At 45.2% G+C, this 23692-nt stretch carries 19 protein-coding genes and 1 pseudogene; 13 read left to right on the forward strand and 7 right to left on the reverse strand.

The genetic code is table 11. From position 1 onward, the window contains the following. Nucleotides 1-409: 409 nt before the first annotated feature. The 5 genes from B853_RS04395 to B853_RS04415 all read left to right on the forward strand — a co-directional run bounded on the left by B853_RS04395 (nt 410) and on the right by B853_RS04415 (nt 6233). Nucleotides 410-1225, forward strand: a complete 816-nt coding sequence (locus tag B853_RS04395; protein WP_038887533.1) for a hypothetical protein — start codon at nt 410-412, stop codon at nt 1223-1225. Between the two features lie 209 nt (nt 1226-1434). After that, nucleotides 1435-2904, forward strand: a complete 1470-nt coding sequence (locus B853_RS04400; RefSeq protein ID WP_038887531.1) for a protein adenylyltransferase SelO — start codon at nt 1435-1437, stop codon at nt 2902-2904. A 215-nt stretch (nt 2905-3119) separates the two neighbouring features. Next, nucleotides 3120-4118 (forward strand): DctP family TRAP transporter solute-binding subunit, encoded by a 999-nt coding sequence (locus B853_RS04405; RefSeq protein ID WP_010446971.1) that lies wholly within the window; start codon nt 3120-3122, stop codon nt 4116-4118. A 75-nt stretch (nt 4119-4193) separates the two neighbouring features. Further along, nucleotides 4194-4868, forward strand: a complete 675-nt coding sequence (locus B853_RS04410) for a TRAP transporter small permease (protein ID WP_010446973.1) — start codon at nt 4194-4196, stop codon at nt 4866-4868. 3 nt (nt 4869-4871) lie between these two features. Next, nucleotides 4872-6233, forward strand: a complete 1362-nt coding sequence (locus B853_RS04415; RefSeq protein ID WP_038887529.1) for a TRAP transporter large permease — start codon at nt 4872-4874, stop codon at nt 6231-6233. A 27-nt stretch (nt 6234-6260) separates the two neighbouring features. On the opposite strand, the gene B853_RS26330 is transcribed toward B853_RS04415, so the two are convergent. The 3 genes and pseudogenes from B853_RS26330 to B853_RS04430 form a co-directional block, all read right to left on the reverse strand. Then, the gene (locus tag B853_RS26330) at nt 6261-6443 is read right to left on the reverse strand and encodes a hypothetical protein (RefSeq protein WP_081641268.1); all 183 of its coding nucleotides are present in this window, start codon (nt 6441-6443) and stop codon (nt 6261-6263) included. A gap of 67 nt (nt 6444-6510) precedes the next feature. After that, nucleotides 6511-7861 (reverse strand): annotated as a pseudogene (locus B853_RS04425) (sigma-54-dependent transcriptional regulator). 4 nt (nt 7862-7865) lie between these two features. Next, complete coding sequence (locus B853_RS04430; RefSeq protein ID WP_038887525.1) at nt 7866-9671, reverse strand: sensor histidine kinase; 1806 nt, start codon at nt 9669-9671, stop codon at nt 7866-7868. A gap of 525 nt (nt 9672-10196) precedes the next feature. Between B853_RS04430 and tig the strand changes: the two genes are divergently transcribed. From tig to B853_RS04465, 7 genes are all read left to right on the forward strand, one after another. After that, a complete protein-coding gene (gene tig / locus B853_RS04435; RefSeq protein ID WP_010446997.1) occupies nt 10197-11501 on the forward strand; it encodes a trigger factor in 1305 nt (434 codons plus the stop codon). 105 nt (nt 11502-11606) lie between these two features. Beyond that, nucleotides 11607-12233 (forward strand): ATP-dependent Clp endopeptidase proteolytic subunit ClpP, encoded by a 627-nt coding sequence (gene clpP / locus B853_RS04440; protein ID WP_005430931.1) that lies wholly within the window; start codon nt 11607-11609, stop codon nt 12231-12233. 71 nt (nt 12234-12304) lie between these two features. After that, entirely contained in the window at nt 12305-13585 is a 1281-nt protein-coding gene (clpX, locus tag B853_RS04445) for an ATP-dependent protease ATP-binding subunit ClpX (RefSeq protein ID WP_010447003.1), read from the forward strand. A 130-nt stretch (nt 13586-13715) separates the two neighbouring features. Continuing rightward, entirely contained in the window at nt 13716-16067 is a 2352-nt protein-coding gene (gene lon, locus B853_RS04450; protein WP_010447004.1) for an endopeptidase La, read from the forward strand. A 192-nt stretch (nt 16068-16259) separates the two neighbouring features. Next, complete coding sequence (locus B853_RS04455) at nt 16260-16532, forward strand: HU family DNA-binding protein (RefSeq protein WP_010447007.1); 273 nt, start codon at nt 16260-16262, stop codon at nt 16530-16532. Nucleotides 16533-16743: 211 nt separating this feature from the next. Continuing rightward, nucleotides 16744-18603: a peptidylprolyl isomerase gene (gene ppiD / locus B853_RS04460; RefSeq protein WP_038887524.1), complete on the forward strand. Its 1860-nt coding sequence runs from the start codon at nt 16744-16746 to the stop codon at nt 18601-18603. A gap of 143 nt (nt 18604-18746) precedes the next feature. Next, nucleotides 18747-19034, forward strand: coding sequence for a ComEA family DNA-binding protein (locus tag B853_RS04465; RefSeq protein WP_171052001.1), 288 nt, complete (start codon nt 18747-18749; stop codon nt 19032-19034). An 84-nt stretch (nt 19035-19118) separates the two neighbouring features. Here the strand turns inward: B853_RS04465 and rrtA are convergent, their stop codons facing one another. Beyond that, entirely contained in the window at nt 19119-19670 is a 552-nt protein-coding gene (gene rrtA, locus B853_RS04470) for a rhombosortase (protein ID WP_038887521.1), read from the reverse strand. A 3-nt stretch (nt 19671-19673) separates the two neighbouring features. Here rrtA and B853_RS04475 point away from each other — a divergent pair, with 3 nt between their 5' ends. Next, the gene (locus tag B853_RS04475) at nt 19674-20291 is read left to right on the forward strand and encodes a tRNA-uridine aminocarboxypropyltransferase (protein ID WP_010447014.1); all 618 of its coding nucleotides are present in this window, start codon (nt 19674-19676) and stop codon (nt 20289-20291) included. A 12-nt stretch (nt 20292-20303) separates the two neighbouring features. Here the strand turns inward: B853_RS04475 and B853_RS04480 are convergent, their stop codons facing one another. The 3 genes from B853_RS04480 to B853_RS04490 all read right to left on the reverse strand — a co-directional run bounded on the left by B853_RS04480 (nt 20304) and on the right by B853_RS04490 (nt 23555). Next, nucleotides 20304-21638 carry an anti-phage deoxyguanosine triphosphatase gene (locus B853_RS04480; protein WP_050569018.1) on the reverse strand — a complete coding sequence of 445 codons (1335 nt, stop codon included), beginning with the start codon at nt 21636-21638 and terminating at the stop codon, nt 20304-20306. A 3-nt stretch (nt 21639-21641) separates the two neighbouring features. Then, on the reverse strand, nt 21642-22226 hold the full coding sequence (yfbR, locus tag B853_RS04485) for a 5'-deoxynucleotidase (protein ID WP_010447019.1): 585 nt from the start codon (nt 22224-22226) through the stop codon (nt 21642-21644). Nucleotides 22227-22340: 114 nt separating this feature from the next. Further along, a complete protein-coding gene (locus B853_RS04490) occupies nt 22341-23555 on the reverse strand; it encodes a pyridoxal phosphate-dependent aminotransferase (protein ID WP_010447021.1) in 1215 nt (404 codons plus the stop codon). Between the last annotated feature and the right edge of the window lie 137 nt (nt 23556-23692).

Consider the following 23692-nt stretch of genomic DNA (forward strand, 5'->3'; position numbering starts at 1 on the left):
CCACTTAAATGAGTGGCTTTTTTGTTCAACCCAAGCTACTACCAACTCTCTCTGCATCGCGAGAGGGGACTCCTGAATTTTTGTACGCCTTGTATTTTTGAGGCGTAGTCTATGGTTAGGGTCTGTTGACCTTTTGCGGTTAAATTTTGTTCGAGATAAAAGCGTTTTAATCGCGGCGAGAGGTTTGTAGCTTAGTTATTCTAAGCAAAATCCTCTCAACAAAGAGTAAACGCTTTTAGTCGAACCCTTTGGGCAGCGTTTGTGGCTCCTTTCTACTGCGTTATCGGCTTATCAGGTAGGGCAACTACATTTCAAAGCCTCTGCCTTGTATAAAGAATCCACAAACTGCTGCAAAAATCAGCTCAAAAGGTCAATAGACCCTAGAACTTCTAAAAGTAAGGATATTTTTATGTCTGATCATCAGTTTTCGATATCGGCTATTTGCCAAGAAGCAATCGTCATGGTTAGAGCAAACTTGCTCACCATTATTATCGCTTGTATTCCTTTGATAGTGGTTCACACCATTTTTATTACCCAATATCAAGAAGCTTTAGTCCAAGGCTCTCAAGAGCCTGACTTTTCCAGCTTTGGTGTCGGTTTTTTTATTACGACCTTTCTTTTGTATCCATTGGTTGCAGCGATGGCAGCGGTTCGCATTCACCGCATTTACCTTGCTCGTGAATATATGCGTTCCGCTCTTGATGTGATGCGCTTATCCATGCGTGAGCTGCGCTTTATCGGCTGGTGGATTTTATTTGCTTTAGCAATGGGATTGATCATCGCGCTACCAATATTCTTAGTGACGTTTTTTATCATTGTAGACGGTGGAGAAATCAGCTCTTTGGCATTGGAGGTGATCACTTTGGTCTTGAGTGTTCCGGGGTATTGGGTTCTGTCTCGTTGGTCATTGGTGTTGCCTGCCACTGCACTGGATCGAGAGCCGCGCAGTTTAGGTGATGCTTGGCGACAAAGCCGTCCATTCAACAAGCAGATTTTTGTGTTGATGGGCTTAATTCCATTGCTGGCTGGGACACTGAGTCAGTTGGTGTTTGCTGAGTTCTCTCATCTATTGGCAATGATTGTGTCGGGTGTAATTTTTGGTTTGTTTGGCGCTTATCAAATTGCACTACTGTCATTGAGCTATCGAACTATCGTAGACATCGAGCGATCCCGCTTCAAAGAAGTACCTGCCCCTCAGCAGGACAGTGACGAGTTTCCAGCCTAACCTGTAAGCAAAGAGTTCCACTGCAGGTGAGTTGCAGTGGAGCGCTTTCTTCCGAATACCATTTTTGCAGTGCCGGAATTTCTTAGTGCGCTGTCACTTCTAGACTCCTTGCTTTAGTGTTGATAAATACCCATGCATAATTCATGGCTGAAGGTGACCACGTTCACGGCGTATACTCTTTAACAGGAAGTCTTCGTTAAGGAACTGCAATGTCCATTTGGGAAGGGGTGAATTTCACTCATCGATTCAGTGCGCTACCGTCAGCATTTTTTACCCATGTTGTCCCACAACCGCTAGACAACACACGTTGGGTTGTTTGGAATGGCGAGTTCGCGCAGCAGTTTGGTTTACCAGTTGCTGCAAATGATGAGGTGTTGAATGTGTTTGCTGGGCAAGCGGACTTTGCTCCATTTGCTCCTTTGGCAATGAAATACGCGGGTCATCAGTTTGGGGTGTACAACCCAGATCTGGGTGATGGTCGCGGTTTGCTGCTGGCTGAAATGCAGCACCAAGATGGCACTTGGTTTGATATTCACCTCAAAGGGGCAGGGTTGACGCCGTATTCACGAATGGGTGATGGCCGTGCGGTGTTGCGCTCTACGGTGCGCGAATATCTGTGTAGCGAAGCGATGGCAGGGCTAGGGATTCCTACCACCAGAGCGCTAGGCATGATGGACAGTGACACACCAGTTTATCGCGAGAAGATGGAATACGGTGCGCTGCTGATTCGTGTTGCAGAAACGCACATCCGCTTTGGCCACTTCGAGCACTTTTTCTATACCAATCAACTCGCTGAGCAAAAGCTGCTTGCAGACAAAGTCATTGAGTGGCATTTCCCTGAATGCTTAAAAGTGGTGAAGCCATACGCGGCAATGTTCGAACTTATTGTAGACAAAACTGCCGTGATGATTGCTTACTGGCAAGCATATGGCTTTGCCCATGGCGTAATGAATACCGATAATATGTCGATACTTGGGCAAACCTTTGATTACGGGCCGTTTGGCTTCCTCGACGACTACGATCCAAATTACATCTGTAATCATTCGGACTACCAAGGTCGTTATGCCTTTGAGCAGCAACCTCGCATCGCGCTTTGGAACCTTTCTGCCTTGGCGCACTCCTTGTCGCCTCTTGTGGCGCGAGAAGATCTCGAAATGGCGCTTGGCAAATTTGAAGTGCGCCTTAGTCGAAAGTTCAGTGAGTTGATGCGTGCTAAGCTCGGCCTTCATACCAAAGTTGACGAAGATGGCCGCTTGTTTGAAGCCATGTTTGAGCTGTTGAATCACAACAAAACAGACTATTCCCGCTTCTTCCGCGAACTATCTAATCTTGATGCTAAACCTTCCCAAGCTGTGATAGATCTGTTTATTGACCGAGAGGCGGCAAGTGCATGGGTAGACTTATATCTTGCGCGTTGTGAGTTAGAAGTCGACGAGAACGGTGAGCGTGTCACGGTGCAGCAACGCTGTGAGCGTATGCGCCAAGTGAATCCTAAGTACATCTTACGTAATTATCTTGCTCAACTTGCCATTGATAAGGCAGAGGAGGGGGATTTCAGTGAAGTCAATCGACTGGCTGAACTGCTCAAGCGTCCTTATGATGAACAGCCTGAATTCGATGATTATGCCAAGCTGCCTCCAGAGTGGGGCAAGAAGATGGAAATCAGCTGTTCCTCTTAAATGTGTCATTTTCCACCCATCTCGTTCATCCGTATGGGTGGATTTGACCCTTTATTTTTTCAAATAACCTTTCTTTTAATTTTAAGTTGTTGATTAGCAGGTAATAATTAACTTGGTCTGCAACTTGCTCCTTGTAGAACATCCGTACCCATCACCCTCTATCCATTTAGGTACTCATGGAAAGGATGGGATGTGATTCAACAAGGAGAATAATAATGTTTAAGCCTCTAACCCTACTGTCTGTCTCTGCTCTGGCAATCACTAGCTTTAATGCTGCTGCAAACTGTGACCCTGGTGAAACTGTGATCAAGTTTAGCCACGTAACCAACACGGACAAACACCCGAAAGGCATTGCTGCTTCGCTACTGGAAAAGCGCGTCAATGAAGAAATGAACGGTAAAGTCTGCATGCAGGTTTTCCCTAACTCGACGCTTTACGATGACAATAAAGTACTGGAAGCGCTGCTTAACGGTGATGTTCAACTCGCTGCTCCTTCTCTTTCAAAGTTTGAGAAATTCACCAAGAAGTACCGCATTTTCGACCTTCCATTCCTATTTGAAGACGTTGCAGCTGTTGACCGTTTTCAAAACTCAGAATCTGGCGAGAAGCTGAAGAACGCAATGAAGCGACGTGGCTTGCAAGGCTTGGCGTTCTGGCACAACGGTATGAAGCAGATGTCCGCCAACAAGCCATTAATGTTGCCAAGCGATGCCGAAGGGCTGAAGTTCCGCGTGCAAGCATCGGACGTTTTGGTCGCCCAGTTCGAACAGCTTGGCGCAAACCCACAAAAAATGTCGTTTAAAGAAGTGTATGGCGGTTTACAAACCAAAGTCATCGATGGTCAGGAAAACACGTGGTCAAACATCTACGGTAAGAAGTTCTTCGAAGTACAAGACGGTATTACTGAGACCAATCACGGCATTCTGGATTACCTCGTAGTGACGTCGAATGACTTCTGGAAAAATCTGCCTGACGACCAGCGTGAACAGCTAAATACCATCATTCAAGAGGTCTCCGCTCAGCGTAACGCAGAGTCAACCAAAGTGAACCTTGCTAACAAGAGCAACATTATTGAAGCAGGTGGTGTGGTTCGCTCTCTGAGTGCAGAACAGCGCCAAGAGTGGGTAACGGCGCTTCAGCCTGTGTGGAAGAAGTTTGAGAAAGACATTGGTTCTGACTTAATCGATGCTGCGCTAGCTTCTAACCAGCAATAACAACATTAGACTGGCCCTCGTACGTTCCAACATATGGAGAGGGCCTCTTTTTCCGAATAATAACGTGATGTAATTATGGAACAGACATTTTTTGCCAAGGCCGGGCGAATCACCGATGCCATAGAAGAGACGTTGATAGCGTTCTTTCTTGGTGCTATGACCCTGCTGACGTTTGCCAACGTGATCTTTCGCTACGTCTTTAATGACAATATTCTTTGGGCTCTAGAATTAACGGTATTCATGTTTGCATGGATGGTTTTGGTCGGGGCGTCTTATGGTGTGAAGAAGCACTTCCATATAGGTGTCGATGTGATCATCAATATGGTCTCAGAGCCAAAACGTAAAATCTTTGCACTTCTTGCCTCTGCTTGCTGTTTGGCGTTTTCTATTTTGCTTTTGATCGGCTCTTGGAACTACTGGTATCCATTTGTCACTGAGCGCGCTTGGTATGAAACTGATGATATTCCTATGCCTGAAGTGTTTCAGTTTTTAGCTGAATGGCTCAATGAAGGCGAACGCTACGAAAAGCTACCACGATTTATTCCTTACTTTGCTTTGCCACTTGGGATGGCGTTACTCACTTTCCGTTTTGTACAAATTACTTGGCAAATTGCGACTGGGAAGCTGGATCGTTTAATTGCTGGTCATGAAGCAGAAGAAGAGCTAGAAGCTCTGAAAGAAGAGTTGAGCGAAGCCGCCGATGCGATTCCAAGTGGTTCAACGTCATCATCAGATCGTAAGGAGCAATAAATCATGGATATTCTGTTTTTATTCTTGATGGTTATTGGCTTCATGTTGATCGGTGTGCCAATTGCTGTCTCGCTGGGTCTTTCCAGTATTCTATTTCTATTAATGCATTCAGACGCGTCTTTAGCATCCGTTGCACAAACGTTATTTAATGCGCTTGCTGGCCACTACACTTTGTTAGCGATTCCTTTCTTTATCTTGGCCTCAAGCTTTATGTCTACTGGTGGTGTTGCTAAACGCATCATTCGCTTTGCGATTGCCATTGTGGGTTGGTTCCGTGGTGGCTTAGCCATGGCGTCGGTAGTGGCGTGTATGATGTTTGCCGCGCTATCAGGTTCGTCTCCAGCGACCGTGGTCGCGATTGGTAGTATTGTTATCGCGGGTATGATCAAAAACGGTTACTCAAAAGAGTTTGCTGCGGGCGTCATTTGTAACGCCGGAACCCTGGGTATTTTGATTCCACCTTCGATCGTAATGGTAGTGTATGCTGCGGCAACGGATGTGTCGGTAGGACGAATGTTCCTTGGTGGTGTGATTCCGGGCTTGCTTGCTGGTGTCATGTTAATGATCGCCATCTACATTGCCGCGAGGATTAAGAATCTACCTAAGCAACCATTTGTGGGATGGAAAGAAACGTTTGATGCAGCCAAAGATGCGAGCTGGGGCTTGTTGCTGGTGGTGATCATTCTTGGTGGTATCTATGGCGGTATTTTCACACCAACAGAGGCTGCGGCGGTTGCGGCAGTGTACTCATTCTTTATCGCGAACTTTATCTACAAAGACATGGGACCATTTGCTGATAAACAAAATACCAAACCAGCGATAGTAAAAGTGATTCAAACCTTTGTACATAAAGACACTAAGCATACCCTCTATGAAGCGGGTAAGCTGACAATCATGCTATTGTTTATCATCGCCAATGCCTTAATTCTAAAGCACGTACTTACTGAAGAACGCATTCCGCAGATGATTACCGAATCCATGCTGTCAGCGGGGCTCGGACCAATCACTTTCTTGATCGTAGTAAACGTTCTGCTGCTGATTGGTGGTCAGTTCATGGAGCCATCAGGCTTGTTGATCATCGTTGCGCCTTTGGTATTTCCGATTGCAATCGCACTCGGTATCGATCCTATTCACTTGGGCATCATGATGGTGGTCAACATGGAGATAGGTATGATAACCCCACCAGTTGGGCTCAACTTGTTTGTGACTGCTGGGGTCGCGAAAATGTCTATGATGAATGTAGTGAAAGCTGCTTTACCGTGGGTGGCCGTGATGTTCTTGTTCCTCATAATCGTTACTTATGTGCCATGGGTATCGACGTGGTTACCAACAACACTAATGGGGCCAGAGATTATTACTAAGTAAATGGAAAACTACAGATGAGGAGGTGAACTAAACCTCTTCATCTATTGATTTGTGGATCGATGAGCGAGGATCTGGGTTGACTCTTCGTTCATATCCATTCCACTTCTTATTACTTTTACGGCGTTCTTCTCCTGAACGCCTCTCCTCTTGATAGTGGCCATCAATTATGACGGTGTCACTGATGAACGGTACTCTGATTTTTTCACTCATACTCAAAGAAACCATGATTGCTTGTTCGTCTAAAAAGTATGGTTCAATTTAGGTGACTGAAGAAAGCTCAACTGCCATTTTCTTTATATATGTCTTTATCTATCTGATAACGTTGCATCTTGTCGTACAGAGTTTTTCGAGGCACATTCAATTGTTCCATGGTTTGCTTAATGCTACCGCTATTTTCCAGCAATGCGTTCTCTATTGCGGCCTTCTCGAACTCAGCAACTTGCTCAGATAGGCTTGAAATGGTTGGGGGGGGCGGATGGTGCTTCGCTTAATTGAGAGAGTTTGCCTAGCAAAACAAATCGTTCTGCCGCATTACGTAATTCACGCACATTGCCCGGCCAGTCGTGTGCGATCAACTGGGCCAAATCTTGGGGAGATAGACTGGGTGAGGTTTTTCCGTAACGTGATGCGGCGACCAATAAGAAGTGGTGGAACAGAGCAGGGATGTCTTCTTTACGTTCCCGCATTGGCGGCAAATCGAGGGTGACAACATTAAGGCGATAATAGAGGTCTTGTCTAAATGTACCTTCTTCGGCAGCCTGCTTTAAGTCGACCTTCGTCGCAGCAATAACCCGAATGTCCAGTGGCAGAAGCTCGTTAGAACCAACACGTTCAATCACTCTTTCTTGAAGCACTCGGAGTAAACGTATTTGTGCCTGAATTGGCATCGATTCAATTTCATCTAAAAATAGAGTTCCGCCCTGAGCAAACTCAAACTTACCGATACGGCGACTTTCTGCTCCTGTGAAGGCACCTTTTTCATGACCGTACAACTCGCTCTCAATCAGGTTTTCAGGCACCGCACCGCAGTTTACCGCGACGAAGTTATGATTGCGGCGGGAGCTCTGTTCATGCAGAGAGCGGGCGATCAATTCTTTACCTGTTCCGGTTTCACCAAACAACAAGATGTCTGCATTCGTATCAGCGATGTGGCTAATGGTTTCGCGTAGCATTTGAATACTTGGAGTTTCCCCGATGATTCTTGGTCCGAGTGTTTTACTGGCTTTGAGTGACTGGCGTAACTTATGGTTTTCATTGGTTAGTTGACGTTTTTCAATGGCGCGTTTAACGGTTTCAAGCAAATGCTCAGGTGCGAAAGGTTTTTCAATAAAGTCATAAGCACCTTGATGAAGGGCTTGAACGGCCATAGAAATATCACCATGGCCAGTGATCATGATGACAGGCAAATCCTCATCGCGTTGACTAAGTGTGGTCAACAAATCCATACCAGAAATGCCTGGCAAACAGATATCTGTGATTACAACACCGGCCTTTTCACCTTGTTGCATGGCAATTAGGGCCGATTCAGCGTCAGGAAAGAAGCAAGCATCGATTTCGGCTAGTTCAAAAGTTTGCTCGATTGCAAGTCTGAGGTCTGCTTCATCATCAATAAAAAACACCTGGCACATGGTCTCATCCTTCTGAAAGTTTGGCACTGGTTGATGTCATTGGTAGGCAAAGAGAGAATCGAGCACCACCTTGTTCTCGATTCTGTGCACTTAACTTGCCGTTCATGCTGGCTAAAATTTGCTGTGAAATAGAAAGCCCCAAACCTAAGCCATTTTGTTTGGTGGTTAAGAATGGTTCACACAGTTCTGAAAGTGTGAACTCACCGAGTCCAGCGCCATTGTCGTCAACATGAATCCATACGAACTGGGACTCTTTGTCTTGCTCAACGGATAGCACAACCTGTTTGTCTTTTTTTTCTTTAAGGGCCTCTAACGCGTTAGTAAGTAAGTTCACCAGCACTTGTTCGAGCTGAATGGGATTAATCTGCACTTCAACATCTTGTTCTATCAAATTTGTTTCTAACGTTACGCGAGCCGATTTGAATGCAGGTTTCATTAACTCTTTGACTGAGGCCACAACAGGTAAAAGGTGAACACGAATCAGTTCATTACCACTGGTTTTCTTCGCGAAGGAGCGTAATTGTTGACTAATATTGGCCATTCTGTCGGTGAGTGCAGAAATGCGTGTCAGGTTGTCTTCAACGCGATCAAATTTCTCTTTTTGTAGAAAGAGTTTACCGTTCTCAGCAAAGCTACGAATTGCCGCGAGAGGGTTGTTTAGTTCATGGCTAATGCTTGCTGACATTTGCCCTAATACTGCCAGTTTAGCGGCCTGTATTAGCTCATCTTGTGTGAGGCGTAATACTTGCTCTGTTTCTGCTCGTTGGGCAATTTCGGCTTGAAGCTCAGCGGTTCGTGCCATGACTTGAAACTCCAGCTTTTGATTGGCCTCTTGCTGCACTCGTTCTAGTTGGATGTGGCGTTGTTGGCGGTGGTAGATAAGCTGTCCGATGAGGAACAAGATCGTAAAGGACAGCGTGAGCACGAGCAGATAGCTCATTGTTGTCCATAACACAGAATGACGCGGAGAAATCACTCGGATTGTTAGCCCCAACTGAGGCAATGGCATAGAGGAAATAACCAAAGTTCCTTTATTGTACGGATAACCCTGTTTTGCTTCAGTATGTTGCTCTTCTAAGTTACCGACTAAATCAAGGCTGACTATTTCGGTATCTAAATACTGTTTGCTTGCCCAAACCTGTGCTTTCTGCGATTCACTGAGCGGTTTTAGGCTTTTAAATAACCAATCAGCGCGGCTACTCATAAAAATAATCCCGGCAGGATCACTTGCAACAAATACGCTTGTCGCTTGTTGCCAGATGTCTTCTATTTTACTTAGATCCATTTTTACCACCACTACACCAATAGCACCGCCTGCATAGACAATGGGGTAGGAGTAGTAATAACCCCGCTTACCCGAGGTTGAACCAAGTGCATAATACTGACTATTACTGCCGACGATGGCTTGTTTGAAATAAGGACGAAAGGCAAAATTTCGGCCGACGAATGATCGCGGTTTGCGCCAGTTACTCGCGGCAATGGTCGTGCCATACTGGTCAATTAAATAGGTATCAGCGGCTTCGATAACCTCATTTACGGATTCAAGGTATCGATTAGTGATTTCAAGCTGAGCGCTATTGTTTGGGGTGAGCAGTGCGTCAATCAGGGGGGCGTCTTTTGCTAACAAATGAGGGATATGCGCGTATTTATCGAGCTTGTTCTGAATATGACTAGAAAAGCGTTCGAGTTGTGATTGGTGTTCGTCGAGTAGGTCTTGATAACTGTGCTGCCAAACCCACCTGCCGCCAAGTAGTGCGCAGAAGAAATATGAGGTGAAAAAAAACAGCAAAATACGGCGACGCTGTGACATCCTTTCATGCTCCCAATTCTTCATAAGTCCATGTAAAGAAATGTTAATGGTTTGTTTGAACGAATGGCGAAATAGTTTCCAACTCTGTGGAGTAAAACAAGAGCAAGATCTCTTTTTAGGCTTTTCGATAAAAAAACCAGTCGATTCTCTTGAAAAAGTCGCTATTGTCCCCATTCTAGATATGGCTAGCGCATATAGGCGTTAGATTAGAGCCCGATTGAGTGAAAATGAGGTCGGCGTTTGAGAATTTAGCACAGACAATGCGCAGATAGTGGCGATTGGCTCGACAGGGTTACAACAGATCGCTAGAATGTCGCGTCTAAAATTCTGTCCTGAGGCTAATAGGAGATACCTTTAGCAGGTTTGTTGAAGATATCACTGATTAGTCCGGCACTGAAATTCAGTGTCGATACTCGATTTTAAATTAAGTGTTCGGATAGAGCACTACACAAGGATGAAGCGTTAACTCCAGAGAGTTCGCTCATACGCTCGGAAACACCGAGCCACTTTAGAGGTTTATATATAATGCAAGTTACTGTTGAAACGCTAGAAGGCCTAGAGCGCCGTCTTAACATTACTGTTCCAGCTGCAAACATCGAAGACGCTGTTACAGCTGAACTACGCAACATCGCTAAAAACCGTCGTTTCGATGGTTTCCGTAAGGGTAAAGTGCCTCTAAAAATGGTTGCTAAGATGTACGGCAAAGCAGTACGTCAAGACGTTCTTGGTGAAGTTATGCAACGTCACTTCATCGAAGCGATCGTAAAAGAGAAAATCAACCCAGCTGGCGCACCAACGTTCGCTCCAGTTGAAAACAACGAAGGCGCAGACCTAGTATTTACTGCAACTTTCGAAGTTTACCCAGAAGTTGAGCTAAAAGGCCTAGAAAGCATCACAGTTGAAAAACCAACAACTGAAGTTAACGATGCAGACGTAGAAGAGATGATCGAAACTCTACGTAAGCAACAAGCTACTTGGGCTGAAGTTGAAGAAGCTGCAGAAGCTGGTAAGCGCGTAAGCATCGACTTCGTTGGCTCTATCGACGGTGAAGAGTTTGAAGGCGGTAAAGCTGAAAACTTCCCACTAGAAATGGGCGCAGGTCGCATGATCCCAGGTTTCGAAGACGGTATCGAAGGTAAAACTAAAGGTATGGAATTCGAAATCGACGTAAACTTCCCAGAAGATTACCACGCTGAAAACCTAAAAGGTAAAGCAGCTAAGTTCGCTATCAAAGTGAACAAAGTTGAAGCTCGTGAACTACCAGAACTAAACGACGAGTTCGTTTCTAAGTTTGGTGTTGCTGAAGGTGGCGTTGAAGCACTTAAAGCTGAAGTTCGTAAGAACATGGAGCGTGAGCTTAAGCAAGCTATTAAGACTCGCATCAAAGAGCAAGCTATCGACGGTCTAGTTGCACAAAACGACATCGACGTACCAGCGGCACTTATCGAACAAGAAATCCAAGTTCTACGTCAACAAGCTGCACAACGCTTCGGTGGTAACCCAGAAGCAGCTGCACAGCTTCCACGTGAACTGTTCGAAGAGCAAGCTAAACGTCGCGTAGTTGTAGGTCTTCTACTAGGTGAAGTAATCAAGTCTGAAGAACTAAAAGCTGACGACGAGAAAGTTAAAGCGCTAATCGAAGAAATGGCTACAGCATACGAAGATCCATCAGAAGTTGTTGCTTACTACGAGCAAAACGAGCAAATGATGAACAACATGCGTAACGTTGCTCTAGAAGAGCAAGCTATCGACGCGATCATCGCTAAAGCACAGGTTACTGAGAAAGAAGTAAGCTTCAACGAGCTACTTAACCAACAACCTGCTGCTTAATAAGCAATATCTTGCGTAGAAGGTTGACTTAACGTCGACTATTCTGCTAACAATGGTCCGTGTGATACTCATCATCCGGGCCATTTATTTTAGGGACATAAGAATATGAGCTACCAAGAAAAAAATGCAATGTCGCCAATTATTGACGCGCTAGTGCCAATGGTGGTTGAACAAACTTCCCGCGGCGAACGTTCTTACGACATCTACTCACGCCTATTGAAAGAGCGTGTGATTTTTCTAACAGGTCAAGTGGAAGACCACATGGCAAACCTTGTCGTGGCTCAACTACTTTTCCTAGAATCTGAAAATCCAGATAAAGACATTTTCCTATACATCAACTCTCCAGGCGGCAGCGTAACTGCAGGTATGTCTATCTACGACACTATGCAGTTCATCAAACCAAATGTAAGTACTGTATGTATGGGTCAAGCTTGCTCTATGGGTGCGTTCCTGCTTGCAGGTGGTGCGCCAGGTAAGCGTTACGTTCTGCCTAATTCACGAGTGATGATCCACCAACCATTAGGTGGCTTCCAAGGTCAGGCTTCTGATATTCAAATTCATGCTCAGGAAATCCTGACCATCAAGCAGAAGCTAAACAACCTATTAGCAGAACATACTGGCCAGCCTCTTGAAGTGATTGAACGCGATACCGATCGTGACAACTTCATGTCGGCAGATCAGGCAGTAGAATACGGTATTGTGGATGCAGTGTTGAGCCACCGCGGCGAGTAATTTAGCCAGCGCATTTTGGCTAAATTTGATATACACTCATTCATAAAGAGTAAAGGCTAAGAGGTTAGCGAATGACAGATAAAAGCAAAGAAAGTGGTAGCGGCAAATTGCTGTACTGCTCTTTCTGTGGCAAAAGTCAGCACGAAGTTCGCAAGCTAATCGCAGGTCCGTCAGTTTACATTTGCGACGAGTGTGTCGACTTATGTAACGATATCATTCGCGAAGAAATTAAAGATGTTCTCCCTAAGAAAGAATCTGAAGCGTTACCAACGCCAAAACAGATCCGTGAACATCTTGATGACTATGTGATCGGACAAGATTACGCGAAAAAAGTGCTCGCAGTTGCGGTATATAACCACTACAAGCGTTTACGCAATGGTGATACAACGAGCGAAGGTGTGGAACTTGGTAAGAGTAACATCCTTCTAATTGGCCCAACGGGTAGTGGTAAAACACTGCTTGCTGAGACGCTAGCTCGATTCTTGGATGTGCCATTTACAATGGCTGACGCAACCACATTAACCGAAGCGGGTTATGTAGGTGAAGACGTTGAAAACATCATCCAGAAGCTTCTGCAAAAATGTGATTACGATGTAGCTAAGGCTGAACGCGGCATTGTATACATTGACGAAATTGACAAGATTTCTCGTAAAGCTGAAAACCCATCAATTACGCGTGACGTATCTGGTGAAGGTGTTCAGCAGGCGCTACTAAAACTTATCGAAGGTACGGTTGCATCGGTTCCACCACAAGGTGGCCGTAAGCATCCGCAGCAAGAATTCCTACAAGTGGACACGTCTAAGATCCTGTTCATCTGTGGTGGTGCATTTGCTGGCTTAGATAAAGTGATTGAACAGCGTGTAGCGACAGGCACAGGTATTGGTTTTGGCGCAGAAGTGCGTTCTAAAAACGAAACCAAAACGGTCGGTGAACTATTTATGCAGGTAGAGCCTGAAGATCTAGTGAAATACGGCCTGATTCCTGAGTTCATTGGTCGTCTGCCGGTAACAACAACACTGACAGAGCTTGATGAAGAAGCGTTAATTCAGATCCTTTGTGAACCGAAGAACGCTTTGACTAAGCAATACGCAGCATTGTTTGAGCTAGAAGACGCTGAACTTGAGTTCCGTGAAGATGCGCTACGTGCTATCGCTAAGAAAGCAATGGAGCGTAAGACTGGTGCTCGCGGTCTGCGCTCAATTCTAGAAGGCGTTCTGCTAGAAACCATGTACGAACTGCCATCAGCGACAGACGTAAGTAAAGTCGTGATTGATGAATCAGTCATTAACGGTGAATCAGAACCACTGCTTATTTACAGCAATGCCGACAACCAGGCTGCTGGAGCAGAATAAATTCAGCCATGAATAAAAAGGAGGTAAGTAATTACCTCCTTTTTTTATTTCTCTTATTGAATCCAAACAATTAGCCCCCATATACTGCCTTAAGTAATACGTTAAACGTGAAAGCGGAAGAGAGAATTATATGAACTTGGAACGTTCCGAGCGTATCGAGATCCCGGTATTACCTCTACGTGACGTAGTGGTCTACCCACACATGGTTATCCCTTTGTTTGTTGGTCGTGAGAAATCAATTAGCTGTCTAGAAACAGCGATGGAAACGAACAAACAAGTGCTGCTTGTGGCGCAAAAGCAAGCAGACACTGATGAGCCATCCGTTGATGACCTTTTTGAGGTCGGTACAGTTGCGACGATTCTTCAACTTCTAAAATTGCCTGATGGCACAGTAAAAGTGCTAGTTGAAGGCCAACAGCGTGCCAAAATCAACCATTTTAAAGAAAGCGACTTCTTCTTGGCTGAAGCTGAGTTTATCGTGACTCCTGAATTGGATGAGCGTGAACAAGAAGTCATTGTTCGTAGTGCGATCAACCAGTTTGAAGGTTTCATCAAACTGAACAAGAAGATTCCACCAGAAGTTCTTACTTCACTGAGTGGCATTGATGAAGCGGCGCGTTTAGCCGACACTATCGCTGCGCATATGCCACTTAAGCTGGTAGATAAACAACAAGTTCTTGAAATTGTTGATATCACGGAACGTCTAGAGTTCTTGATGGGGCAAATGGAATCTGAAATCGATCTGCTTCAGGTCGAAAAGCGAATCCGTGGTCGCGTTAAGAAACAGATGGAGAAATCTCAGCGTGAGTACTACCTGAATGAGCAAATGAAAGCGATTCAGAAAGAACTTGGCGAGATGGAAGATGCGCCTGATGAGTTTGAAACACTGAAGCAAAAGATTGAAGAATCGAAAATGCCTCAGGACGCACGTGAGAAGACAGAACAAGAGCTGCAAAAGCTTAAAATGATGTCTCCAATGTCTGCAGAAGCGACAGTGGTACGTAGCTACATCGACTGGATGGTAAGCGTGCCTTGGAACAAGCGTTCTAAAGTGAAGAAGAACCTAGCGAAAGCAGAAGAAATTCTAAACGAAGACCACTACGGTCTAGAGCGTGTGAAAGAACGTATTCTGGAGTACTTAGCGGTACAAAACCGAATCAACAAGCTGAAAGGTCCAATCCTTTGTCTTGTTGGTCCTCCTGGTGTTGGTAAAACATCGTTGGGTCGCTCAATCGCTGCAGCTACAGGCCGTAAGTACACACGTATGGCACTGGGTGGCGTGCGTGACGAAGCAGAGATCCGCGGTCACCGTCGTACTTACATCGGTTCATTGCCAGGTAAGCTTATTCAGAAGATGTCGAAAGTTGGTGTGAAAAACCCACTATTCCTTCTGGATGAAATCGACAAGATGTCTTCAGATATGCGCGGTGACCCGTCGTCGGCACTGCTAGAAGTTTTAGACCCAGAACAAAACAATGCGTTTAACGATCACTACCTAGAAGTGGATTACGATCTGTCTGACGTAATGTTCGTGGCAACATCGAACTCGATGGATATTCCGGGCCCACTACTAGACCGTATGGAAGTGATTCGCCTGTCTGGTTACACAGAAGACGAGAAGCTAAACATTGCCAAACGTCACCTTGTTGATAAACAAGTGAAGCGTAACGGTCTGAAGCCAAACGAAATTACTATCGAAGATTCAGCGATCATCGGCATTATTCGTTACTACACGCGTGAAGCGGGTGTACGTAGCTTAGAGCGTGAGATTTCTAAGATCTGCCGTAAAGCAGTGAAGAACATCCTGCTTGATACAAGCTTGAAGTCTGTGACGGTGACAATGGACAACCTAAAAGAATACCTAGGTGTTCAACGTCATGATTTTGGTAAGGCGGATGACAGCAACCGTATCGGTCAAGTAACTGGCCTAGCTTGGACACAAGTTGGCGGCGATCTACTGACTATCGAAACGGAAGCAATGCCTGGTAAAGGTAAGCTGACTCAAACCGGCTCTCTTGGCGACGTAATGAAAGAGTCGATCCAAGCGGCAATGACGGTTGTACGTTCACGTGCTGAAAAGCTGGGTATTAACTCAGACTTCTACGAAAAACGTGACATCCACGTACACGTACCAGAAGGTGCGACACCAAAAGATGGCCCAAGTGCGGGTATCGCAATGTGTACTGCACTAGTTTCTAGCTTGACGGGTAACCCAGTAAAAGCAGAAGTGGGTATGACAGGTGAAATCACACTACGTGGTGAAGTTCTACCTATCGGCGGCCTAAAAGAGAAGTTACTTGCGGCACACCGTGGTGGCATCAAAACGGTACTGATTCCGAAAGACAATGAGCGTGATTTGGAAGAGATTCCAGAAAATGTTATCGCAGATCTGCAGGTTATCCCAGTACAGTGGATCGACGAAGTTCTGAAAGTTGCACTAGAGCGAGACCCTACAGGGGTTGAGTTTGAAGCTAAAAAATAGTGATGTGCAGCAAAAATAAGTAAAACTTTACGCTGATAGGCCCAAAAAGGCTTGTCAGCGTTTTTTTTTGGCACTAAGTTAAGTTCGACAGCTGTCAGCCCTTTAGGAATAAGGCCTGAAGCTACTTTATTTTTATATGGAACGAAAAGTCATCACAAAAATAATCACAGATGACACAAAGGGGAAATCACAGTGAATAAAACTCAATTAGTAGAAAAAATCGCAGAAAATGCAGACATCTCTAAAGCGTCAGCTGGCCGTGCTCTAGATGCATTTATCGAAGCTGTTGGTGGCACACTGCAATCAGGTGACCAAGTTGCTTTAGTTGGCTTCGGTACTTTTAGCGTTCGCACTCGTGCAGCTCGCACTGGCCGTAACCCTAAGACTGGTGAAGAGATCCAAATCGCAGAAGCGAAAGTTCCTTCATTCAAAGCTGGTAAAGCTCTAAAAGACGCTTGTAACTAATACTAGCGATCTTATCTCGGTTTCTGAGCTTTCGCGGTTTGCGTGTTTTTTGTTCAAAATGCTTATTTTGAACAAAAATTTACAAAGTCTCTGCCGAACTTTTTGAAATTATGCGCATCCTACTGATGCGCATTTCTTTTTCTGATATTATCGCGTCATTACATTTTTCTATTGGAAGCGTTTAGCTTCAATTGTGGAGAGCAGTTAAATTATGATGGATCGATTACGCGAAGGCGTGAACAGCATCGCGATCAAAATTATCCTTGGATTGATCATCCTGTCTTTCGTTTTCGCAGGGGTAGGGAGCTATCTAACAAGTGGTGGCAACAACGCGGCAGCTAAAGTAGGCAACACTGAAATCAGCCGTGGCGAGTTTGAAATGGCTTACCAAAACGAGCGTAACCGTATGCAAGCTCAATTTGGTGATTCTTTCGCTCAAATGCTAGCTGACCCTGCTTATGTTGAGTCTTTCCGCAAATCTGTTTTAGATCGTATGATCAATGACGTTTTACTGGATCAGCAAGCAGAATCACTAGGTCTTCGTATTAGCGATGCCCAAATCCGTACCATGATTCTTGAACTACCTCAGTTCCAATCAAATGGTAAGTTTGACCAAGATGTTTACCAAGCATCATTACGCCGCGCAGGTTACTCTCCAGATTCATTTGCTGAGTACATGCGCAGCCAACTTGTACGTGAACAGCTTCTAAACGCACTTCAACTGAGTGAGTTTACGCTACCGGGTGAAGTACAAGCTGAAGGCAAGCTATTCACACAAACACGTGATATTCGCACAATCACAATTAATCTTGATGACTTCGCTAAGCATGTAGAACTAACAGATGAAGAAATCCAAGATTACTACAAAGCAAACCCAGATAACTTTACTCGCCCAGAGCAAGTGAAAGTTGCTTACATCGAGCTATCTGCAGAAGAGCTGAAAAAGCAAATCCAAGTTTCTGACGCAGACGTTAAGCAATACTACGACGAGCACCTAGATAAGTACTCTTCAGAAGAGCAACGTCGCGTAGCGCACATCCTTGTTGAAGGTGATGATGAAGCGAAAGCGCAAGCAATTCTTGATGAGCTAAATGGTGGAGCAGACTTCGCTAAGCTAGCAGAAGAAAAGTCTGACGACTTTGGTAGTGCTGAAAACGGCGGCGACCTAGGTTGGATTGAACGTGATGTTATGGACCCAGCATTTGAAGAAGCTGCATTTGCGCTTAAGAATGTTGGCGACACAACGGGCTTAGTGAAATCTGATTTTGGCTACCACATCATCAAGCTTGAAGAGCTAAAAGATTCGGTTGCTAAACCATTTACTGAAGTCGCAGCTGAGATCAAGAAAGAAATGGTTGATCAAAAAGCAGTGGATCAGTTCTACGAGTTGCAAAGCGAACTTGAAAAAGTGGCATTTGAATACCCAGACTCGCTAGACGATGCTTCACAAGCTGTTGGTCAAACAGTGAAGACAACAGACTTCATCTCTCAAGTTGATGCGCCAGAAGTTCTTAAGAACCCAGCAGTAATGCAAGCGATTCTTAGCCCTGAAGTGAAAGAAGATGGCCTGAACTCTGAAGCAATCGAAGTAGCGCCTGAGCACATCATTGTTGTTCGAGTTGAAGATGCTCGTGATGAAACGGTTCTTCCTCTAGAGCAAGTAAAAGAGCAAGTTGTTACTGAACTTTCACGTGTTAAAGGTGAGCAACAAGCACTGACTCTAGGTGATAAAGTTGTTGAATCTCTACAAGCTGGCGATGACGCAATCCTAGCAGAAAACAAACTAGCGTTTGGTGAGCAGGAATCAATTGATCGCCGTTCTCCGTTAGCAAGCACAGTATTTGCGATGGCAAAACCTACTGAAGGTAAACCTGTGTTTGGTCAATCGAAGGACTTTTCTGGTAACATCGTTATCATTGAGCTAGATGCGGTAACTGCAGAGCTTGACGGTGAATTAGAACAGCAAGTTGCAATGCAAATGCTGCGTAGTTCAGCGCAACAAGATCTTGCTTCTGTCGTTTCTGTTCTTCGTGCTAACACGGATATCGAATACTTCGTTGTGAGCAACTAAACAAAACGAGTGTAATTCGCATGTTAAAAAAAACGGGTCGCAATAGCGGCCCGTTTTATTTTTGTCGCTCTTCACTTTTTTGATCTTTCTATATCCCATAGATTGCTTTTAAGCCAAAGATGAAAGAGGAGAAGGCAATGAAAATGAAGTGGATTCTATCAGTACTGTTATGCGTGCTTGCACCAGTTAGCTATGGAGTCGCAGCTGAGAGCAACAGTAAACATGAAGGTATTGAAATTACGGTTAATGTAAATACAGCTTCGGCAGAGGAGTTAGCGACGCTGCTGAAAGGTATCGGGTTAAAGAAAGCGAATGATATCGTTGAGTATCGCCAAGAGAACGGCCCATTTAAAACTGCGGCTGATTTGTCGAATGTTAAAGGTATAGGGTCAGCTACGGTTGAAAAGAATCTTCAGCGTATCTTGTTATAAACGTAGAAAATAATGTTCCTGCTATCCCGAGTCGCCTACTTTTATTGACTCGGGATTTTTTGTTTTTGGCTGACAGTTGATTACTTAACCAAACACTCGTCGGTGCAGGCCTCTTTCAATCAATGCCATACTCAAACCGCCGATGGCGCCGAACAAGTGGGCATCAACCGCTACGCGAGCACCAATCATGGCTGCTGTACTCGCTGAAGGACCGTAGAACTGCTCCCAAGCGACTTTAGCAATCAAACCACCTACGAGCACTAAACTGCTTCTCCTGCCGTCGAAAACCTCAGCCAGAGCCCAGAAACCGAATAAGCCGTGCAGCACACCAGATAGCCCGACGTAAACCGACATATTGGTGAACAAGTTCATTGCACCAACGAAGGTACACAAAACCAGAAATACGATGGTGAAATTACGCACGGTAGGGCGGAAGATAAATCCGATCACCCATAAACCAGCCAGATTCATACCTAAGTGAGCAAAGTTGGTATGCGTGAGATTTCCTGTTACGATTCGCCACCATTCGCCGTGGCGTATATTGTAAGCGTGCCACTCGGTTAGGCTTGCCATTGGTTCGAATTGTAGTATTAAACAGATAACGCTGATGATGCTCAGCAATGTATAAAGGTTCACTCTATGTCTCGTTATTGTTCTCAGTGTGGAAAATCGCGCAAAGCTTGTATTTGCCAATGGATTGTACCGCTAGCAAACGAGGTTGAACTTATCATCCTTCAGCATATGAGTGAAGAACATCGTCCCCTTGGTACGGCAAGAATTCTCAATTTGAGCTTAAATCATTGTACTTGTCTGATCGGAGAAGACTTTTCTGATAATGATGCCTTAAATGCTTTACTAGAAGATGATGCTTACCAACACTTTATTCTTTACCCGTCTGAGCAGTCGTTGTGCCTTTCTACGCTATCTGCAGATGAAAGTGCTTCCGTTAAGAAAATACGTTTGATTTTGCTTGATGGTACCTGGAAGAAAGCCTACAAGATGTGGCAGCTATCGACTAACTTGCATGCTATACCAACGGTGAAGTTGCCAGAGAATCTGCAAGGTCATTATACGATTCGCAAAGCGCCATCTGAAAACAGCTTATCGACGGTTGAAGCGGGATACCATGCGCTGAGCTTGGTAGAACCAGACAAAGATTTTGAGCCATTGCTGACGGCGTTTGAGAAGATGATTGAATTTCAAATCGCCCAGATGCCTCCGGGCGTATTTGAAAAGAACTATTTGAAAGGCGAGTAGCGCTTCCTTGCGTTACAAAACGATAGAAGAGAACAATTGACGATGCAGCTTTTGTGCATGGCCATCCGTCATGGCCGAGATGTAGTCGGCAATCACGCGCATCTTGGCACTCTCATTACTTGCTGTTCGCCAAAGATCTTGAGTGTGTTTTGGCAATAAACGCTCCGGATCAGCGCTCAGAGCTTCAAATAAATCCATGATGATTTGCTGGCCTTTATACTCAACAATTTGTACCTGATGTACTTGGATCACGTACTGGCTAACAAAGCTTTTAAGTACATCGAGTGCTTTAGCCATATGTGGCTCTAAACAAGCATTCCATGCGAGTAGCGAGTTATTAAATGGTACATCAACGACCTTGATTGAAATGCTGGTTAATAGCGCATTTACCATACCGCCAATCGCGTCTTTACGTTCATGGTGTTTACCACTAAACAGCATTTGTCCGATAGAACCTATGTGTGCTTCAAACCATGGGTCGCCACAATCTGCCAATTGACTGGCTGCACCTTCTTGCCATTGCTGACGAGTTACCATGCCAAGCACGATCGCATCTTCCAAGTCATGCACGCCATAAGCGATGTCGTCTGCGAGCTCCATAATCGAACAGTCGAGCGATTTGAATCGTGTTTTACAGTGCTCAAAATCCGATTCTGGGCGACAACGCATTTGGCTTAACAGCGCTTTGTCGCTGTCGGTTAATGGTGCAATGACCCAATCAAACAAGTCTTTATCACAATCGTAAATGCCTTTTGCTGGGCTCCAGTCTTTAGCTTTCAATTTGCGCTGATGCTCAACAGGTTCAGGTAAGCAAACTGCACGCGTGTGGCTGAGTAGAGCGGGGTATTTAATTAGCCCAAGCAATGCTCTTCGCGACAGGTTCATGCCGAAGTGCTCAGTATAGGGTTCTAGCTTGGTAACGATACGGAAAGTTTGGGCGTTGCCTTCAAATCCACCGTGCTCACGCATCATATAGTTCAGCGCCACTTCACCACCATGACCATAGGGTGGGTGACCAATATCGTGCGCTAAACAGAGAGAGTCGATCAAGCTGTCAGACGGCAGAAGGTCTCGAAACTCAGGTTGTTTCTTCTTAAGTTGAGCGACAATGCCCGTACCCAATTGTGCTGCTTCAAGAGAGTGAGTCAGGCGAGTACGGTGAAAGTCTTCTAAGCTGTTGCCATGCACTTGAGTTTTCGCCTGCAAGCGGCGGAATGCGGCGGAGTGTAAGATCCGCGCTCGGTCACGCTGGTAGGGGCTACGATGATCGTCACGGCGGATTTTGTGCTCATCATCATGGCGTTCTTGCCATAGGGCATCTAATTCAAACGACACTTTTCTCTCCATCAATTAGCTGATTTCATCCAGCGATAATTCAAAGCTTGGGGCAAAGGTATGTAAGAAGTACTCCATTTCAGGTGTCTTGCGCTCTTGTAGAGTAATGTCGAGGCGCTTCTTTGCTAAGGCAAATTCGTGATTGCCTGCACTCAACTCTTCAAGACATTTTAAGTAGGCACAAATGGAATCGGCTTGTTTTACAATTTTTGCGTCTTCTGCATGGGCTGAGTGAGAAAGCAGATAGGGTGCGAAATCATCTTGGAATTCTTCAGGTAACATCGACAGTAGTTTCTGCTCGGCAGCCGCTTCTATCTTTTTATATTCTTTGGCAATTTCCGGATTGTAGTATTTGACGGGTGTCGGCAAATCGCCAGTTAAAACCTCACTAGAGTCATGATACATGGCGAGAATAGCAATACGCTCAGGGTTAAGAGTACCGCCGAATTTTTTGTTTTTGATTAGGGCGAGTGCGTGGGCGACAAAAGCAACCTGCAAGCTGTGCTCCGAGACGTTCTCTGGTGATACGGAGCGCATCAAGGGCCAACGTTGGATCAGTTTCATTCGTGCGAGGTGGGCGAAAAAATGGCTTTCTATCATTGCTCTCTCCTGAACGCCAACGCACTAACTATTCGGTCAGCGGTTTTGGCATTTAATACGAAAAAGGAGCTCACTGGGAGCTCCTCTAAGCATATGAGAGTTCAGCAGTAATTACTACTGGCTGTATGTCGTTAAGAATCGTTCAAAGCGTCCGATCGCGGTCTCGAGCTCTTCCACGTGTGGTAAGGTCACGATGCGGAAGTGGTCTGGTTTCGGCCAATTAAAGCCAGATCCTTGCACCAACAGTACTTTCTCTTGCTTCAAGAAATCTAACACCATCTGTTGGTCATTCTTAATGTTGTACATCTTAGTATCGATTTTCGGGAACAGATACATTGCACCTTTTGGCTTCACACAGGAAACACCAGGGATCTGGTTGATCAGCTCGTAAGCGCGGTTTCGTTGTTCAAGTAGGCGACCACCCGGTAGGATTAACTCGTTAATGCTTTGGTAGCCACCCAACGCGGTCTGAATCGCATGCTGCATTGGAACGTTGGCACATAGACGCATCGAAGACAGCAGTTCAAGACCGTTAATGTAGCCTTGTGCTAAGTGCTTAGGGCCAGTTAAGAACATCCAGCCACCACGGAAACCACAAACACGGTACGCTTTTGATAGACCATTAAAGGTCATTACCAATACATCTTCGGTTAGCGTGGCAACGGAAGTGTGTGTGGCGCCGTCATAAAGCACTTTGTCGTAAATTTCATCTGCAAAAATGATTAACTTGTGCTGACGTGCAATCTCAATCACTTCCAACAAGAAGTCACGACTGTAAACCGCACCTGTTGGGTTGTTCGGGTTGATCAGAACAATGCCACGTGTTTTTGGTGTGATTTTCTTTTTGATGTCTTCTAGATCTGGGTACCAGTCTGCGCCCTCGTCACATAGGTAGTGAACCGGTTTACCGCCAGACAATGCAACCGACGCTGTCCATAACGGGTAATCCGGCGCTGGGATGAGCATTTCATCGCCATTGTTCAATAGCGCTTGCATCGCCATTACGATCAGCTCTGACACACCGTTACCAACGTAAACATCTTCAACATCAAGGGAGCGGATGCCTTTACGTTGGTAGTGTTGCACCACGGCTTTACGCGCAGAGTAGATACCTTTGGAATCACAGTAGCCTTGAGAGGTCGGTAGATTGCGGATCACGTCTACCAGAATCTCATCCGGGGCGTCAAAACCAAAAGGGGCGGGGTTACCAATGTTTAGCTTTAGGATTTTATGCCCTTCTTCCTCCATGCGCTTAGCATGTTTGAGTACAGGACCCCTAATGTCGTAGCAGACATTGTCGAGTTTTGACGACATCCCGATATTTTGCATTGCTTAATTCCTAAAAAATCGTTAATTTCTTTATTAAAATACAATAATTTGATTTTTAATAGAATAAAAATCTGTAAATTATCCGTTTGCTGGCTATCTTTTGTCCGGTTGGTATCACAGGATTTTGCAAAAGATCG

Origin of the sequence: Vibrio rotiferianus CAIM 577 = LMG 21460 (genome assembly GCF_002741985.1) — a bacterium.
Taxonomy (GTDB): domain Bacteria; phylum Pseudomonadota; class Gammaproteobacteria; order Enterobacterales; family Vibrionaceae; genus Vibrio; species Vibrio rotiferianus.

Excerpts from the sequence above, each read along its gene's own strand:
- B853_RS04395 (WP_038887533.1), top strand. The coding sequence starts at position 410 with ATGTCTGATCATCAGTTTTCGATATCGGCTATTTGCCAAGAAGCAATC.
- B853_RS04400 (WP_038887531.1), top strand. The coding sequence starts at position 1,435 with ATGTCCATTTGGGAAGGGGTGAATTTCACTCATCGATTCAGTGCGCTA.
- B853_RS04405 (WP_010446971.1), top strand. The coding sequence starts at position 3,120 with ATGTTTAAGCCTCTAACCCTACTGTCTGTCTCTGCTCTGGCAATCACT.
- B853_RS04410 (WP_010446973.1), top strand. The coding sequence starts at position 4,194 with ATGGAACAGACATTTTTTGCCAAGGCCGGGCGAATCACCGATGCCATA.
- B853_RS04415 (WP_038887529.1), top strand. The coding sequence starts at position 4,872 with ATGGATATTCTGTTTTTATTCTTGATGGTTATTGGCTTCATGTTGATC.
- B853_RS26330 (WP_081641268.1), bottom strand. The coding sequence starts at position 6,443 with ATGAGTGAAAAAATCAGAGTACCGTTCATCAGTGACACCGTCATAATT.
- B853_RS04430 (WP_038887525.1), bottom strand. The coding sequence starts at position 9,671 with ATGTCACAGCGTCGCCGTATTTTGCTGTTTTTTTTCACCTCATATTTC.
- tig (WP_010446997.1), top strand. The coding sequence starts at position 10,197 with ATGCAAGTTACTGTTGAAACGCTAGAAGGCCTAGAGCGCCGTCTTAAC.
- clpP (WP_005430931.1), top strand. The coding sequence starts at position 11,607 with ATGAGCTACCAAGAAAAAAATGCAATGTCGCCAATTATTGACGCGCTA.
- clpX (WP_010447003.1), top strand. The coding sequence starts at position 12,305 with ATGACAGATAAAAGCAAAGAAAGTGGTAGCGGCAAATTGCTGTACTGC.
- lon (WP_010447004.1), top strand. The coding sequence starts at position 13,716 with ATGAACTTGGAACGTTCCGAGCGTATCGAGATCCCGGTATTACCTCTA.
- ppiD (WP_038887524.1), top strand. The coding sequence starts at position 16,744 with ATGATGGATCGATTACGCGAAGGCGTGAACAGCATCGCGATCAAAATT.
- B853_RS04465 (WP_171052001.1), top strand. The coding sequence starts at position 18,747 with ATGAAGTGGATTCTATCAGTACTGTTATGCGTGCTTGCACCAGTTAGC.
- B853_RS04475 (WP_010447014.1), top strand. The coding sequence starts at position 19,674 with ATGTCTCGTTATTGTTCTCAGTGTGGAAAATCGCGCAAAGCTTGTATT.
- B853_RS04480 (WP_050569018.1), bottom strand. The coding sequence starts at position 21,638 with ATGGAGAGAAAAGTGTCGTTTGAATTAGATGCCCTATGGCAAGAACGC.
- yfbR (WP_010447019.1), bottom strand. The coding sequence starts at position 22,226 with ATGATAGAAAGCCATTTTTTCGCCCACCTCGCACGAATGAAACTGATC.
- B853_RS04490 (WP_010447021.1), bottom strand. The coding sequence starts at position 23,555 with ATGCAAAATATCGGGATGTCGTCAAAACTCGACAATGTCTGCTACGAC.